Annotated in this window: 10 protein-coding genes; 8 read left to right on the forward strand and 2 right to left on the reverse strand. The window is 76.0% G+C overall.

Features of this window, described 5'->3' with window-relative positions; translation table 11 throughout:
• Together ACFQH9_RS19790 and ACFQH9_RS19795 are read right to left on the reverse strand one after the other, a co-directional pair.
• A partial coding sequence (locus ACFQH9_RS19790; RefSeq protein WP_379567647.1) for a M23 family metallopeptidase occupies positions 1–682 on the reverse strand: 682 nt, incomplete at its 3' end.
• Positions 683–1,018: 336 nt separating this feature from the next.
• Positions 1,019–1,972: an esterase/lipase family protein gene (locus tag ACFQH9_RS19795; RefSeq protein ID WP_379567648.1), complete on the reverse strand. Its 954-nt coding sequence runs from the start codon at positions 1,970–1,972 to the stop codon at positions 1,019–1,021.
• 532 nt (positions 1,973–2,504) lie between these two features.
• On the opposite strand from ACFQH9_RS19795, the gene sucC reads away from it, so the two are divergent.
• The 8 genes from sucC (at position 2,505) to ACFQH9_RS19835 (ending at position 14,643) form a co-directional block, all read left to right on the forward strand.
• The gene (gene sucC / locus ACFQH9_RS19800) at positions 2,505–3,692 is read left to right on the forward strand and encodes an ADP-forming succinate--CoA ligase subunit beta (RefSeq protein WP_379567649.1); all 1,188 of its coding nucleotides are present in this window, start codon (positions 2,505–2,507) and stop codon (positions 3,690–3,692) included.
• A gap of 4 nt (positions 3,693–3,696) precedes the next feature.
• Positions 3,697–4,584 (forward strand): succinate--CoA ligase subunit alpha, encoded by an 888-nt coding sequence (sucD, locus tag ACFQH9_RS19805; protein WP_379567650.1) that lies wholly within the window; start codon positions 3,697–3,699, stop codon positions 4,582–4,584.
• A 141-nt stretch (positions 4,585–4,725) separates the two neighbouring features.
• The gene (locus tag ACFQH9_RS19810; protein ID WP_379567651.1) at positions 4,726–5,745 is read left to right on the forward strand and encodes a DUF5336 domain-containing protein; all 1,020 of its coding nucleotides are present in this window, start codon (positions 4,726–4,728) and stop codon (positions 5,743–5,745) included.
• 144 nt (positions 5,746–5,889) lie between these two features.
• Positions 5,890–8,133 (forward strand): cell division protein PerM, encoded by a 2,244-nt coding sequence (locus ACFQH9_RS19815; RefSeq protein ID WP_379567652.1) that lies wholly within the window; start codon positions 5,890–5,892, stop codon positions 8,131–8,133.
• 173 nt (positions 8,134–8,306) lie between these two features.
• On the forward strand, positions 8,307–8,975 hold the full coding sequence (purN, locus tag ACFQH9_RS19820) for a phosphoribosylglycinamide formyltransferase (RefSeq protein ID WP_379567653.1): 669 nt from the start codon (positions 8,307–8,309) through the stop codon (positions 8,973–8,975).
• On the forward strand, positions 8,972–10,531 hold the full coding sequence (purH, locus tag ACFQH9_RS19825) for a bifunctional phosphoribosylaminoimidazolecarboxamide formyltransferase/IMP cyclohydrolase (protein WP_379567654.1): 1,560 nt from the start codon (positions 8,972–8,974) through the stop codon (positions 10,529–10,531). Before purN ends, purH begins: the two co-directional genes overlap by 4 nt.
• A 1,094-nt stretch (positions 10,532–11,625) precedes the next feature.
• On the forward strand, positions 11,626–12,570 hold the full coding sequence (locus ACFQH9_RS19830; protein WP_379567655.1) for a serine/threonine-protein kinase: 945 nt from the start codon (positions 11,626–11,628) through the stop codon (positions 12,568–12,570).
• Between the two features lie 240 nt (positions 12,571–12,810).
• Positions 12,811–14,643: a DNA polymerase Y family protein gene (locus tag ACFQH9_RS19835; protein WP_465269535.1), complete on the forward strand. Its 1,833-nt coding sequence runs from the start codon at positions 12,811–12,813 to the stop codon at positions 14,641–14,643.
• The last annotated feature ends 222 nt before the right edge of the window (positions 14,644–14,865 follow it).

Genomic DNA, 14,865 nt, shown 5'->3' on the forward strand with positions numbered 1-14,865 from the left:
GGCCGGTGGACTGGCCGCGGTTGCCGACCTCGGCGATCTCCTCGCCGGCCGACACCGTCTGCCCCACGCTCACCAGCGAGCGGTTGATGTGGCCGTAGACGGTGCGGGTGCCGTCGGCGTGCCGCAGCACCACCCACATGCCGAAGCCGCTGGCCGGGCCGGACTCCTCGACGACCCCGTCCGTGAACGCGAAGATCGGCGTGCCGATCGGGGCGGCGAGGTCGATGCCGTAGTGCGTGACCCCCCAGCGGGCGCCGAACCCCGAGGTGAAACGGCCGGTGGTCGGCAGGACGTACGCCTCGCCGTGCTCCAGGACCGCCTGCGGCGCGCCGCCGGAGAGGGCGGCGTCGATCTGCCGGGCGGTCGCGGCGATCCGGTTGCCGATGTCGACGGCCTTGGTGAGGCTCGCGACGTCCAGCTCGGACTTCTCGTCGAGCACCGGCAGCGCCTGTGGTGACGACCCGGTCAGCCGGTCGGCGCCGATGGCCCGGGTGGCCGGGACGGCTCGGTCGACCGGGGCGCCGGCCGGCGCGGCGACCTCGTCCGCGACCGGCAGCATCGCGTTGGCGGCGAGCCTCTCGTAGGGGTCAGCGGCCACGGCGGGGCCGGCGAGGGCCGTGAGCATCGTCTGCCCGGCGGCGACCAGCGCACCGCCCGCACAGGCGGCGACGGTCGCGCGCACGCGCAGCGACGCGGCGGGCGGCGCCGGAAGCCGGTGTCCCGCGGGCGCCGCCGCGCGGGGGGTCGCGACGTGCTCGGGGACCGGTCGGGCGCCGCGTGGGGAGCGGTGGCGCAAGACCTGCCCTTCTCTTCGCGCCGTGCCGCCGGGGCACGTCGGCGGTGGACCGGGGAACCCGTCGGCGCCGTTCGGGGGTCGGCGCCGCGCCGTCGTGATCGCTCCGTGACACGGACGGACCGAACCTAGCGGGCCGCTCCCACCGCGTCCAACCCGACCCCGGGTGCGCACCCGAGTGCGACCGATCGAACGATCCCGGGTCGGAAGATCGGCGGAGAACGCTCACCCTGCGTCGAGGCGGACCGGTTCGTGGCGCCGCCGGTGCTGGCGGAAAGGGTGGATCGGTCGCTCTCCGCGACGGGCGAGCCCGGTGACGACGGCGTGCACGGTGCGCGGGTCGACGGGCAGGGCGAGGTGCCCGACGTCGTCGAGCTCCAGCTCCGAGACGTCGAGGTCGGGATGGCGCAGCCGCGCGTTGCGCTGCGGGACGACCATCTGGTCCATCCGGCTCCAGACCACGAGGAACCGCGTGGTGCAGTCCGGCGCCGGCGCGGCGAGCTCGGCCATGACCTCGGAGCCGGGCCGCAGCTGCCGGGCGAGCGGGGTGGGCAGGAGATGGGCGGTGTTGCTGCCGGTGTGCGGACTGCCCAGCGTGACCAGCGTGTCGACGAACTCCGAGCCGCCCAGCCGCTGCACGTAGTACCGCGCGATCACGCCGCCCAGCGAGTGCCCCACGATGTGCACCCGGTCGGCGCCGGTGGCCTCGCGGAGCCGGGCGACGTGCTCGCCCACCGCCCGTGCGGCGCTGCGCAGGTCGTCGGTGAGGATGCTGTAGTTGATCGCGTGCACCGCGCCGAAGCCACGCCGGCGCAGTGCCCGCCGGAACACGGTGAACACCGACCGGTTGTCCATGATCCCGTGGATCAGCAGGACCGGGGTGCCGGCCGCCTCGATGTCACCGCAGACGAAGCTGCGCTGGACCGGGTCGAGGTCGTCCGTGCGGTAGAGGTCGCGCGGCCGGATCGTCTCGCCCGCGAGCCCGACGGGGTAGAGCGCGACGTGCGCCGCGAGCCAGGCGCCCTCCAGCACCAGCCCCCGCAGCCCGGCCCGGGAGGTGAAGGTCCGCGCGGCGTACCCGGCGGCCTCCCCGGCGTCGACGAGCGCCCGCCCCATGACGGAGCGTGCACCGTCGGCCGTCCTGGCCAGGCGGTGGAGTCCCTGCCGGACCGTCGCCATGAACAGACGATAAGGGGGATCGGGGAGATCCGCCGGGTCACGCGACGGAAACATCCGAACGGCCGTGTGACGACCTGTCCCCCCGGCGAGGCGGCCGAACGGAGCAGTGTCCCGCGGCGACCGGTCGAAGGAGGGCGGAGGTTGCGGCCCGCACGCCGTCGCGAACGGTCGCCCGCTGGTCGCCCCGGGTGAGTCCGTGCTCGAACGCCGCGTTGTCGTGACACACCGTAACCGGTCGGCGAGCCGGGAACCACCCGCCCGCCCGCCCTCCGGCCGGGTGAGGCGCACGCCCCCACCGAGCGACTCGTTGGTCACACACGGGCGTGGGCTCCGGCCCGATCCGGCAGGCACGGCGGGTGTCCGGGAGGTTTACGAGGGCCCCGGTGAGGCAGCTCACCTGGGCGGATGTCATGAAGGGGCAGGGGCGTCGCTAGGGTCCAACGTCGGAGTAGGTCTCTACGTGCGGGCACCTCGCAGGGCGGGCACGGCATCGCCGCGCCCTGGTCCTCGCGACGCTTGCCGGCACAGCGACGTGAATCGGGAGAGCCGAGTGGACCTGTACGAGTACCAGGCGAAGGACCTCTTCGCCGCCCACGGAGTCCCGGTGCTTCCGGGCAAGACGGTGGACACGGCCGAGGCCGCCGAGGCCGCTGCCGCCGAGCTGGGCACCGCGGTCGTGGTCAAGGCCCAGGTCAAGACGGGCGGGCGCGGCAAGGCCGGCGGCGTGAAGCTCGCCGAGAGCCCGGCCGAGGCCAAGGAGAAGGCCGGCGCCATCCTCGGGATGGACATCAAGGGCCACACCGTCCACCAGGTGCTGGTCACCACCGCGTCGGACATCAGCGAGGAGTACTACTTCTCCTTCCTGCTCGACCGGTCCAACCGCACCTTCCTGGCCATGTGCTCGGCCGAGGGCGGCATGGAGATCGAGCAGCTCGCCGTCGAGCGCCCGGAGGCGCTGGCGCGCATCCCGATCGACGCGATCGCGGGCGTCGACAAGGCGAAGGCGGACGAGATCGTCGCCGCCGGCAAGATCCCGGCCGAGGTGGCCGACCAGGCGTCGGACGTCATCGTCAAGCTCTGGGAGACGTTCGTCGCCGAGGACGCGACCCTGGTCGAGGTCAACCCGCTGGTCCGCGACCCGGAGAACAAGGTCGTCGCGCTCGACGGCAAGGTGACCCTCGACGGCAACGCCGACTTCCGGCACCCGCAGCACGCGGAGCTGGTCGACGAGCGCACCGAGAACGCGCTCGAGGCGAAGGCCAAGGCCAAGAACCTGAACTACGTCAAGCTCGAGGGCGGCTCGGTCGGCATCATCGGCAACGGCGCGGGTCTCGTGATGAGCACGCTCGACGTCGTCGCCTACGCCGGCGAGAAGCACGGCGGCCAGAAGCCCGCCAACTTCCTCGACATCGGCGGTGGCGCGTCGGCGCAGGTCATGGCGAACGGCCTGGACGTCATCCTGAACGACCCTGACGTCAAGAGCGTCTTCGTCAACGTCTTCGGCGGCATCACCGCCTGCGACGCCGTCGCGAACGGCATCGTCGAGGCGCTGAAGATCCTCGGCGACGAGGCCAGCAAGCCGCTGGTCGTCCGGCTGGACGGCAACAACGTCGTCGAGGGCCGGAAGATCCTCGAGGACGCCAACCACCCCCTGGTCACGCAGGTGGCCACCATGGACGACGCGGCCGACAAGGCCGCCGAGCTGGCCGCGGGAGCCTGAGCACATGTCGATCTTCCTGAACGAGAACAGCAAGGTCATCGTCCAGGGCCTCACCGGCTCCGAGGGGACCAAGCACGCCACCAAGATGCTGGCGGCGGGCACGAACATCGTCGGCGGCGTCAACGCACGCAAGGCCGGCACGACCGTCGGCATCGGCGGCAAGGAGCTGACGGTGTTCGGCACCGTCGAGGAGGCCATCAAGGAGACCGGGGCGGACGTCTCGGTCATCTTCGTGCCGCCGAAGTTCGCCAAGGACGCCGTGATCGAGGCCATCGACGCCGCGATCCCGCTGGCCGTCGTCATCACCGAGGGCATCCCGGTGCACGACTCGGCCTACTTCTGGGCGCACGCCGTGGCCAAGGGCAACAAGACGCGGATCATCGGCCCGAACTGCCCCGGCATCATCAGCCCCGGCCAGTCCAACGCCGGCATCATCCCGGCCGACATCGCCGGCCCCGGCAAGATCGGCCTGGTGTCGAAGTCCGGCACGCTGACCTACCAGATGATGTTCGAGCTCAAGGAGTTCGGCTTCTCGACGGCGATCGGCATCGGCGGCGACCCGATCATCGGCACCACGCACATCGACGCCCTCGAGGCGTTCGAGGCCGACCCCGACACCGCCGCGATCGTGATGATCGGCGAGATCGGCGGCGACGCCGAGGAGCGGGCCGCGGCCTACATCAAGGAGAACGTGACCAAGCCGGTCGTCGGCTACGTCGCGGGCTTCACCGCCCCCGAGGGCAAGACGATGGGCCACGCGGGCGCGATCGTGTCCGGCTCCGCCGGCACCGCGGCCGCCAAGAAGGAGGCCCTCGAGGCCGCCGGCGTCAAGGTCGGCAAGACGCCGTCCGAGACCGCCGCCCTGATGAAGGAGATCATGTCGTCGCTGTGACGTCCTGACCTCGACCTCCGCCGCGCGCGGGTCCCGGGAACCTCCCCGGGGCCCGCGCGTTGTCGTGACGGGGGTCGAGGACGCTCGACGGCGGTGGGCTAGCGTCGCCGCGGTTCCACGAGAGCGGGCAAGGGAGTGGTCATGAGCCAGACCGGAGCGAGTCCGGAGCAGGCGGCCGGCGAGGGGCCGGCGCCGCTGCAGGGTCCCGCCCGCACCCTCGTCACGGCGGGGGCCGGGCTGGCGATCGTCGTCTACCTGCTCGGGTTCTTCTCGCCGCTGAGCAGCCTGCTGTACGGGCCGGCGCTGCTGCTGGCGGGCGGCCTGCTCGCCGCCGCCGCGCTGTTGCCCCGGGCGGGGAAGGTGCTCGTCCCGGGGGCGGTGCTCGCCGTCGTCGGGTTCCTGTCGCTCGTGCAGGTCGCGGTGGCGGCGTCGCAGGTCGCCGTCGGCGGTATCGAGATCGTCGCGCTCGTGGTCGCGTTCCTCGCCGCCGCGGCCCTGGTCGGGGCGGTCCTGATGGAGGCCGGGCTGCTGAGCATGCCCGCGCGCAGGGCGCAGCCGCAGCCGCAGCCGGGGTACGGCCAGCAGTACGGGCCCTACGGCCAGCAGTACGGCGGGTACCCGCCGCCCGGGCAGGGCGGGGGTTACGTCCAGCAGCCGGCGCCGGGCGGTCAGTACGGCTACGGCTGGTCGCCGCAGGGCCCGGCGCCGCAGGGGCCGTACGGCCCCCCGCAGGGCTACGAGGGCGGCCCGTGGGGCCCCGGCCCGCAGGGCCAGTCCGGTCCGCAGGTGCCGGGTCAGCAGGGTCTCGCGCCGCAGGGCCCGGCCCAGCAGGTGCCAGGTCAGCAGGGCTCCGTTCAGCAGGGTGGGGGTCATCAGGCGGCCGGCCAGCAGACTGCCGGTCAGCAGGCTGCCGGTCAGCAGGCTGCACAGCCCGGGTCGCAGGCGGGGCAGGGGCAGCCGCAGCACAGCGGGTGGGCCGGGGTGACGGAGCCGGGCGCGGCGTCGACCACACCGCCCGCCGGGCAGCCCACCGAGCTGGAGCAGACGCGCATCGAGACCCCGCGCGGGAACGACGAGCAGGGCGGCGGCCGGCACGGGCGGCAGGAGGCCGACCGCACCACCCGCATCCCGACCGAGGGCGAGCGCCGCAGCGAAGGCTGATCCGCCGCTGCCGAGGCCAACCGCTCCCGCGAGTCGGGAGTTCCGGCACCGCGAGTCGGGAGTTGTCCGTGGTGGCGTTCGCCGGAGCCGCGGGGCCCGGCGTGGCGGCCTGACTCCCGGCGCCCGCGCTGCGACGCTGGCGCGGTGACCCGTTCGCTGCGTGCCCCGGACCGTGCGGAGGAGGAGCCGGAGGTCGGGCCCGAGGCCGCGGACGCGGCCGGCCCGGATGTTCCGGAGGGGCTCGACCGGCTCCGGATCGTCCTCGCCGCGGCAATGGGAACGGTCCTGGTCAGCTACGCCATGCTCGTGCCCGCGGCACTCCTGGTGGTGCTCGCGGGCGGGGGCGCGAGCGGTTCCGTCGACGGGGCCTTCGCCGCCGCGATCCCGCTCTGGCTGGCGGCCCACCTCATCCCGCTGGCGCTCGAGGGGCAGCCGCTCAGCGTGCTGCCGCTGCTCCCGCCCCTGGCCGTGGTCGTCGTCGTCGCGTGGGGGGCGCGATGGGCCGCCCGACGACTGGGGTGCCGGATCAGGCAGGACGCCGGCGCGGTCGTCGCGGCGTCGGCCGGGGCCCACGCGGCCGTCGCGGTGCTCGGCAGCGCGCTGCTGCGCACCTCGGCGGCCGACGGCGCCGCCCCCTGGGCGGCGATGCTCGGCGCCGGGCTGATCGCCGGCCTCGGCGCCGGGATCGGCGTGCTGCGCGCCTGCGGGCTGCCCGCGGACTGGCGGGAGCGGCTGCAGGGGTGGCCCGCGGCCGGGCTGGCGGCCGCCGCCGTCGGTGGTGTCGCGCTCCTGGTCGTCGGCGCGCTCGCCGTGCTGGTGGGACTCATCGTCGGCGCGTCGCGGGTGCACGGGCTGTACGAGGTGCTGGCCCCCACCGGCGGCGCCGCACTCGGGATGACCCTGCTCGCCGTGGCCTACCTGCCCAACGCCGCGGTCGCCGGTGCGTCCTGGCTGCTCGGCCCGGGCGTCGACGTCGGCCTCGGCGCGTGGACGCCGTTCGGTGGCGCGCCCGGCGCGCTGCCCCCGTTCCCCCTGCTCGGGGCCCTGCCGACGGTGCCCGCACCGGCCTGGGCGGTGGTCGTCGTGATCGTGCCGGTGGGGATCGGGCTGATGGTGGGCGGGATCTGCCGCGCGGTCCTGGGCCCGGCGTCCACGGTGCCCGAGCGGATGCGGGCCGTCGGGGTCGCGACGGGCACGCTCGCCCTGGTGGGGGCGCTGGTCGCCGCGCTGGCGGGGGGCCGGTTGGCGGCGGGCCGGTTCGACCCGGTCGCGATGCCGCCCTGGCTCGTCCTGCTCGCCGTCGTGGTGTGGATCGGCGGGCCCGCGGCGGTCCTCGGGCTGGTGCAGCGTGGTGGCCCGGTGCCGGAGCAGGCTCGCGACGACGAGGAGCTCGGCTGGTACCGGGACGGGTACGCGGCGGACGACGAGCTCGACGTCGGGACACCGGCCGACGGGTACGCCGAGGGCGTCGAGCCGGGCGAGGATGTCGAGGACGACGCGTCCACCGGCCCGGGGGACGAGGGCCCCGCCGAGAACCGTGCGTCCGACGACGGGGAGCCGGACCGGTCGGGCGAGGACCCCGACCCGTCCGACGAGGAGTCGGCCGAGCGCAGCGGTCCGGCGGACGCTCTCGACGACGGCAAGGTCCGCCAGGCCGACGCTCCTCGCAGCGCTTCGACCGACGGCGAGGACCCGGCCGTCGCAGCCGGGACGGGTCCTGCGGACGACGTGGATCCCGCCGGGGAGGACGGAGGTCGCGGCCGGTCCTCGAGCAGCGCACGCAGCCGGGACGGCCGGGCGCGGGCGGGCCGGGGCCGGGCGGTCGAGCGGGCCCGGGCCCGTCGGCAGGAGCGCAGCAGCGGCACCCGTCGCCGTCCCGTGCGCTCCCGTCGCGGGGCCACCGAACCTCCGGCCGCGGCTGCCGAACCTCCGGCCCTACGCGCCGTCGAGGATCTCCCGGCCGACCACGACCGCGAGCCCGTCGAGCACCTGGAGGACCCCGTCGAGGACCGGGAGGGCTCGTCCCGGGACTCCTCCGGGGCGATCGAGCGCGGTGGGACCGGCAAGTCCGCCGGCCGCTCCGAGCGCGCCGGCCGCTCCGAGCGCGCCGACCGCTCCGAGTCCGCCGGCCGCTCTGAGTCCGCCGGCCGCTCCGAGCCCGCTGATTGCTCCGGGCCCTCCGACCGCCCGGAGCGATCCGACCGACCCGAGCGCCCACACCGTCGCGAGCGTGCCGAGGCCGAGTCCGCTCGCCCGGCCGACACGGGGCGACCCGACGAGGACGAGCCCCGCCCCCGCACCGTCGCCGAGCTCGTGGCCCTCCGCGCCCGTCAGGCGGAGGCGCGGGCCGCCCGCGAGACCGCGGAGCGCGACACCGACGAACCGTGATCCACTTCGGGCAGCGGGACGCTCGAATCCCGGACGATCCCCTGCCCGGATCACGGCGCCGGCACCGCGGAAGGACCGGCCCGCCCACCGGATCGGGGCAGGTCCCCGCGCTGTGACGGTCGTCGCGGCCTAGGCTGGAGGGGTCCGTCCGAGCCGCCCGCCCGAGGAGACCCGTGCCCGCCCCGACGAGCGCACAGCCCCCGTCGCGGGACGGCCTACCCGGGCGCGCCCGCCTCGTCGTGCTCGCCTCGGGCTCCGGCACGCTGCTCCAGGCGCTGCTCGACGCCACGCGCGACCCGGGCTACCCGGCGGAGGTCGTCGCCGTCGGGACGGACCGTCCCGGGGTCGAGGCGCTGGCCCGGGCCGACCGCTCGGGCACCCCGACGTTCACGGTCCGGCCCGCGGAGCACGCCGACCGGCCGGCGTGGGACCGGGCCCTGCTGGCGGCCGTCCTCGGGCACCGGCCGGACCTCGTCGTCTGCGCGGGGTTCATGCGGATCCTCGGCGCGCCCTTCCTCGACGGGGTCGGCCGCCCGATCCTGAACACCCACCCGGCGCTGCTGCCCGCCTTCCCCGGGGCGCACGCGGTCCGCGACGCCCTCGCCCACGGCGTCCGGATCACCGGGACCACGGTCCACCTGGTCGACGCCGGCGTGGACACCGGGCCGATCCTGGCCCAGGAGGCCGTCCCCGTGCTGCCCGGCGACACCGAGGCCGTGCTGCACGAACGCATCAAGATCGCGGAGCGCCGGTTGCTGGTGGACACCGTCGCGACGCTGTGTACCGGAGAGACGGCGTGCCACCAGGAGACGCTGTGCAACCGAGAGGCGAGTGTCCAGTGAGCGAACGCAGGCCGGTCAAGCGGGCCCTGATCAGCGTCTACGACAAGGCCGGGCTGCTCGACCTGGCGACCGGGCTGCACGCGGCGGGCGTGGAGATCGTCTCGACCGGGTCGACCGCCCAGCGGATCGCCGACGCCGGCGTACCCGTCACGCCCGTCGAGGAGCTGACCGAGTTCCCCGAGTGCCTCGACGGCCGCGTCAAGACCCTGCACCCGCGCGTGCACGCCGGCCTGCTGGCCGACACCCGCCGGCCTGAGCACCTCCAGCAGCTCGAGCAGCTGGGCATCGCGCCGTTCGACCTGCTCGTCTCGAACCTCTACCCGTTCACCGAGACCGTCGCCTCCGGCGCGACGCCGGCGGAGTGCGTCGAGCAGATCGACATCGGCGGGCCCGCCATGGTCCGGGCGTCGGCCAAGAACCACGACAGCCTCGCGGTGGTCACCGACCCGGCGGAGTACGACTGGGCGCTGGAGCAGATCGCGGCCGGCGGGTTCCTGCCGGAGGACCGGCGCCGGCTCGCGGCGGAGGCCTTCCGGCACACCGCGGCCTACGACGTCGCCGTCGCCTCGTGGATGGGCTCGGTGCTGGTCGGCGGCGAGTCGGCGTTCCCGGAGTGGGCGGGCGCGACCTGGACCCGCAAGGCCACCCTGCGCTACGGCGAGAACCCGCACCAGGCCGCGGCGATCTACACCTCCGAGGCCGGCGGGTCGGGTCTGGCCCGCGCCGAGCAGCTCCACGGCAAGGAGATGTCCTACAACAACTACGTCGACGCCGACGCCGCCTGGCGCGCCGCGCACGACCACGGCGACCGGCCCGCCGTCGCGGTGATCAAGCACGCCAACCCGTGCGGGATCGCGGTGGGCGCGGACGTCGCGGAGGCGCACCGCAAGGCCCACGCCACGGACCCGGTCAGCGCGTACGGCGGCGTGATCGCCACCAACCGCGAGGTCGGCGTCGAGATGGCGCAGCAGGTCAAGGACATCTTCACCGAGGTCGTGGTGGCCCCCGGGTTCACGCCGGAGGCCCTGGAGATCCTGCGGTCGAAGAAGAACATCCGGCTGCTCCGCATCGACGGCGAGGTCACCCGGCACGGCGCGGAGTTCCGGCCGATCAGCGGCGGCCTGCTGATGCAGCAGCGCGACGCCGTCGACGCCCCGGGCGACGACCCCTCCTCCTGGAAGCTGGTCGCCGGCGCGGCCGCGGACGAGCGGACCCTCGCCGACCTGTCCTTCGCCTGGCGCGCCTGCCGCGCGGTCAAGTCCAACGCGATCCTGCTGGCCAGCGACGGCGCCGCGGTCGGCGTCGGGATGGGGCAGGTCAACCGGGTCGACTCCTGCCGGCTCGCGGTCAGCCGGGCCGGGGACCGGGCGCGCGGTGCGGTCGCCGCGTCCGACGCGTTCTTCCCCTTCCCCGACGGCCTCGAGGTGCTGATCGAGGGCGGCGTCAAGGCCGTCGTCCACCCCGGCGGCTCGATCCGGGACGACCAGGTGACCGCCGCGGCCGCGGAGGCGGGCGTCACCCTCTACCTCACGGGCACCCGGCACTTCGCGCACTGATCCCTGCGGCGGGCGGCACTGCGTCGCCCGCCCTTCGCCGCGGGCGTCGTGATCGTTCCGGGTGTGCCGCTGCGGTCGTGACGACAGCGGTACGGTCGCGCTCGGAACGATCTCGGCACGCGATGGGCGCGGTGATCGTTGCGAAGGTGACGGTGCTGTGGAGACGGGAGCCGTCCGGTAGCGCTCGGAACGATCTTCCTGGCGGCGGCGGAGCGAGCGACCCCTGCCCACGATCGTTCCGAGAGGGACGGGGTTGTCGTGGCGGCAGCGATGGGGTAGCGCTCGCGACGATCTCCCTGTGGTGAACAGCGTGAATGACCGGTGCTGCGGCGCGCGCTGTGGTGCGGCGATCACGGAACGGGTATGGGCTCGTCGTCCTCCCGGGTCCACCCGATCGCGGGTTGAGGGGTTCCGACGTCTGGGCTAGAGTTCGAACAAAGGTTCGAACACCGTCTTCCCCGCGGTGTGGCCCGTCGTGCGGGGGAGGTGTGTCGTGAGCTGCCGTCAGGCTGTCCGCGCCGTCCGTGTCTCAACAAATCATGTCCCGGCGACCCACACCCCGCCGGCTCATAGCCCGGCGCGTGTCTCGGCGGGACATTTCCCGGCAGCCCGTGCACGGGCGGCTCGTGTGGCGGCGCTCCGGGCATCCGCGGCTGGTCGGGAGGTCCCGGTGTCACGGGCGGCGCCGGTGCAGGTGCGATGGCCGCGGCGATGCCGGCAGCCGATCCGGCCCGCCCGGCACGCCACACACCCGTTCGGGCCCGCCCTGCCCGGGCCACACGCCGCGCAACCTCGTCAGCCGACAAAGCCCCGGCAGGCCGCACAACCGTTCCGGGCCGCGAAGCCCCGGCAGGCCGCACTTCCCTTTCGCCTCCCCGCATCCACTCAGTCCCACCCGTACCTCCGGGGTGGCGCGGCACGAGCCCTCGACGGGATGTGCGACTGCCTCGTCGGGTGCGCGGAGCAGATCTCTGGTCGCCGACGCGCGGGCTCGGCCACGTGGCCTCCAGCGCCCCGACCCTTCGCGCGACCAGTGCGGGCGGATCCGCCTGCCGGCATCACCGCGGCCATCGCACTCGCACCCCGGACGCGCGGTGAGTGAGGCCTGGGCGCTCGATCCGGACACTTGGCCGGTCGATCGGGCGGAGCACGGGGAGGGCGAGGATCCGGAGGGCGGCGTGATCGTGGGGAGCGGCCGCCCACCCGCCGAGTCCCGCCTCGCCCGGAACCGGCGGGTCCACGGCGCGGGGCGCCCCGTCCGGCCCGGCCGTGCGCTGTCGGGCGGCGGGGAGAGCGCCGCCGATCGGCTCGCGACGGCCCGCAGCCTGCTGCGCCGGATGGAGGACCGGGCGTCGGGGGCGGCGCGGCCCGCACCGACCCCGGGCGACGACGGGCGGGTCCTCCCGGTCGCGGCCCCGCTGGCGCCGCTGCTGCCCGGGGGCGGGTTGCGGCGGGGGGCCACGGTGTCGGTCTCGACCGGCCCCGGCTCGACGTCCCTGCTGTTCGGGCTGCTCGCCGAGGCCTCGGCCGAGGGTGCGTGGGCGGGCGTGGTCGGAGCGCCCGGGCTCGGCGCGGTCGCCGCAGCGGAGGCCGGGATCCGGCTCGAGCGGCTCGCGCTCGTGCCCCGGCCCGGCGCGGACCTCGTCGCGGTCACCGCCGCCCTGCTCGACGGGCTGGACCTGGTCGTGGTCGCGGGCGCCGAGCGGGCGGGCGTGCGCGCGGCCGACCGGGAGCGGCTGGCGGCCCGGGCGCGGCAGCGCGGCGCGGTGCTGCTCGCCCTCGGTGCGTGGCCCGGCGCCGATCTCGTCCTCGGCTGCTCGCGGGTGGAGTGGCGGGGTCTTGCGCGCGGGGCGGGCCGACTGCGCTCGCGGTGCGCGAGGGTGCGGTCGACCGGCCGCGGCACCGGGGCCTCCGGGCGCGAGGCCGAGCTGCTGCTCCCTGGCCCCGGCGGTGCGATCGCGCCACGCGAGGAGATCCGGCACGCCCCGACGGCCGACGTGCCGGCGGAGCTCCCCGTGGCCCCGGCAGCGGTCTCATGAGTAACTGCGGGCGGCTTCCCGGCCGAGATCACCGTTCCGGACCGCTGGGTGCCAACCAGGGCCGCGATCTGTCCCGGACGGCGATCAGGGGTCGGCGCTGCGGCGCTCTGCAGCGGGGTTCCGGCGGTGATCACCGTCCCGGACCGTTGAAGGCTATTCATGGCCTCGGCCGGTCCCGGACGGCGATCACGCGACCCGGCTGCGGGGCCGCGCACCGGCCGGGCCGCAGGGAGGACACCCGTGGCTGAGGCGGGGGAGCGGGTGCTCGCGCTGTGGTCCCCGGACTGGCCGGTGACCGCGGCGATGCAGGCCGCACACGTCCCGGCCCACCGGTCCGCGGCGGTGTTCCTGGCCAACCGCGTGGTGGCCTGCTCGGCGGGGGCACGGGCCGCCGGCGTGCGGCGGGGGCTGCGCCGGCGGGACGCCCAGGCGCGCTGCCCCGAGCTCGCCGTCCTCGCCCCGGACCCGGACCGGGACGCGCGGCTGTTCGAGCCGGTGGTCGTCGCCGTCGAGGAGCTCGCTCCGGGGGTGGAGGTGGTCCGGCCGGGCCTGCTCGCGCTCCCGGCCAAGGGCCCGGTCGGGTTCTTCGGCGGCGAGCGCGAGGCGGCCGAGCGGCTGATCGACCAGGTCGCGGCGCGCACCGGGGTGGAGTGCCAGACCGGGTTCGCCGACGGGCTGTTCGCCGCCGTGCTCGCCGCCCGCCGCGGGGTGGGCGTCGAGCCCGGCCGCAGCGCGGAGTTCCTCGCCCCGCTCGGGGTGGAGGAGCTCGACCGCGAGCCCGACGTGGACCGCTCCGAGCTGGTGGACCTGCTGCGCCGGCTGGGCCTGCGCAGCCTGGGCGCGTTCGGGGCGCTGGCCCAGGCCGACGTGGCCTCCCGGTTCGGCGCCGACGCCGTCCTCGCCCACCGGCTCGCCCGAGGCCTGGACCCGCGCCCGCCGGTGCGCCGCCGCCCGCCCGAGGAGCTCGCCGTCGCGATCGAGCTGGACCCGCCCGTCACCCGGGTCGACGCGGCCGCGTTCGCCGCCCGCACGCTGGCCGAACGACTGCACCGCACGCTGGCCGGGCACGGCCTGTCCTGCACCCGGCTGGGGGTGTGGGCGCGTACCGAGGGCGGGGAGGAGCTGCTGCGGGTCTGGCGGTGCGCCGAGCCGCTCACCCCGTCCGGGACGGTCGACCGGGTCCGCTGGCAGCTCGACTCGTGGCTGACCCGGGGTGGCTCCGGCGCCGTCGTCGAGCTGCGGCTCACCCCGGAGGAGACGGTCACCGCGGGCGCGCTGCAGCTCGGTCTCTGGGGGGACGTCGGGGAGGCGGGCGAGCGGGCCGGGCGCGCACTGGTCCGGGTCCAGGCGCTGCTCGGCCCGGAGGCCGTGGTCACCGCGGTCCTCACCGGCGGTCGCGACCCGGACGAGCGGGTCCGGTACGTCCCCTGGGGGGACGACCGGGAGCCCGGCTCCCGCGCCGCCGGGCCCCTCCAGGGCCCGCCAGCCGCCCCGCCGGTCGAGGGGCTCGGCCCGTACCCGGACGCGCCGTCGGCCGGGCTGCGCGTGGTCGGCGAGGATCCCGTGCTCGTCCTCGACCCGCTGCCCGAGCCGGCCCCGCTCCCGCGCGAGGCGCCGCGCGGCTTCGCCCCCGACGCACCCGAGGCGGCGCTCCGGGGCACCGCCCCGACCGGCACGCAGGGCCCGGCCGCCCGCAAGCCCGGGCGGTCGCGGCCGATCCGCACCGGCAAGGCCGCGCGGGACCCGGTCCCCGCCTGGCCGGGTCGCCTCCCGGCGCCGTCGCCGGCGACCGTGCCGGAGGAACCGATCCCGGTCGAGCTGCACACCGCGGAGGGCAGGTCGGTCGGCCTGCGCGAGCCCGACCTGCTCGACGCGGACCCGCACCGGGTGCTGCTCGCCGGGCACCCGCCCCGGGAGGTCCGGGACTGGGCGGGGCCCTGGCCGGTCAGCCAGCGCTGGTGGTCGGCCGACGGCCGCACCGGCTCACGGCTGCAGGTCGAGCTGGCCGACGGGGTGGCCCTGCTCCTGCTGCACCGGGAGGAGCGGTGGTGGGTCACCGGCATCTACGACTGACGGGGTGTGCCGGGCCCGGCGCGGCCGCCCCACCTCCGCCCCGACGACCGGCGCCCCGACGACCGGCGCCCCGACGACCGGCGCCCCGAGGACCGGCGCCCCGACGACCGGCGCCCCGACGACCGGTGCTGCGACGACCGGCGCCCCGACGACCGGTGCTGCGACGACCGGCGCGGCGACCGGCGCTGCGGCGACCGGCGCGACGGCGACCGGCCCTGCGGC

The organism is Pseudonocardia lutea, assembly GCF_042658055.1.
Lineage (GTDB): Bacteria > Actinomycetota > Actinomycetes > Mycobacteriales > Pseudonocardiaceae > Pseudonocardia > Pseudonocardia lutea.

Bases quoted from the DNA above. Each gene is read 5' to 3' on its own strand.
- sucD (WP_379567650.1), top strand. From the start codon at position 3,697: ATGTCGATCTTCCTGAACGAGAACAGCAAGGTCATCGTCCAGGGCCTC.
- ACFQH9_RS19810 (WP_379567651.1), top strand. From the start codon at position 4,726: ATGAGCCAGACCGGAGCGAGTCCGGAGCAGGCGGCCGGCGAGGGGCCG.
- ACFQH9_RS19795 (WP_379567648.1), bottom strand. From the start codon at position 1,972: ATGGCGACGGTCCGGCAGGGACTCCACCGCCTGGCCAGGACGGCCGAC.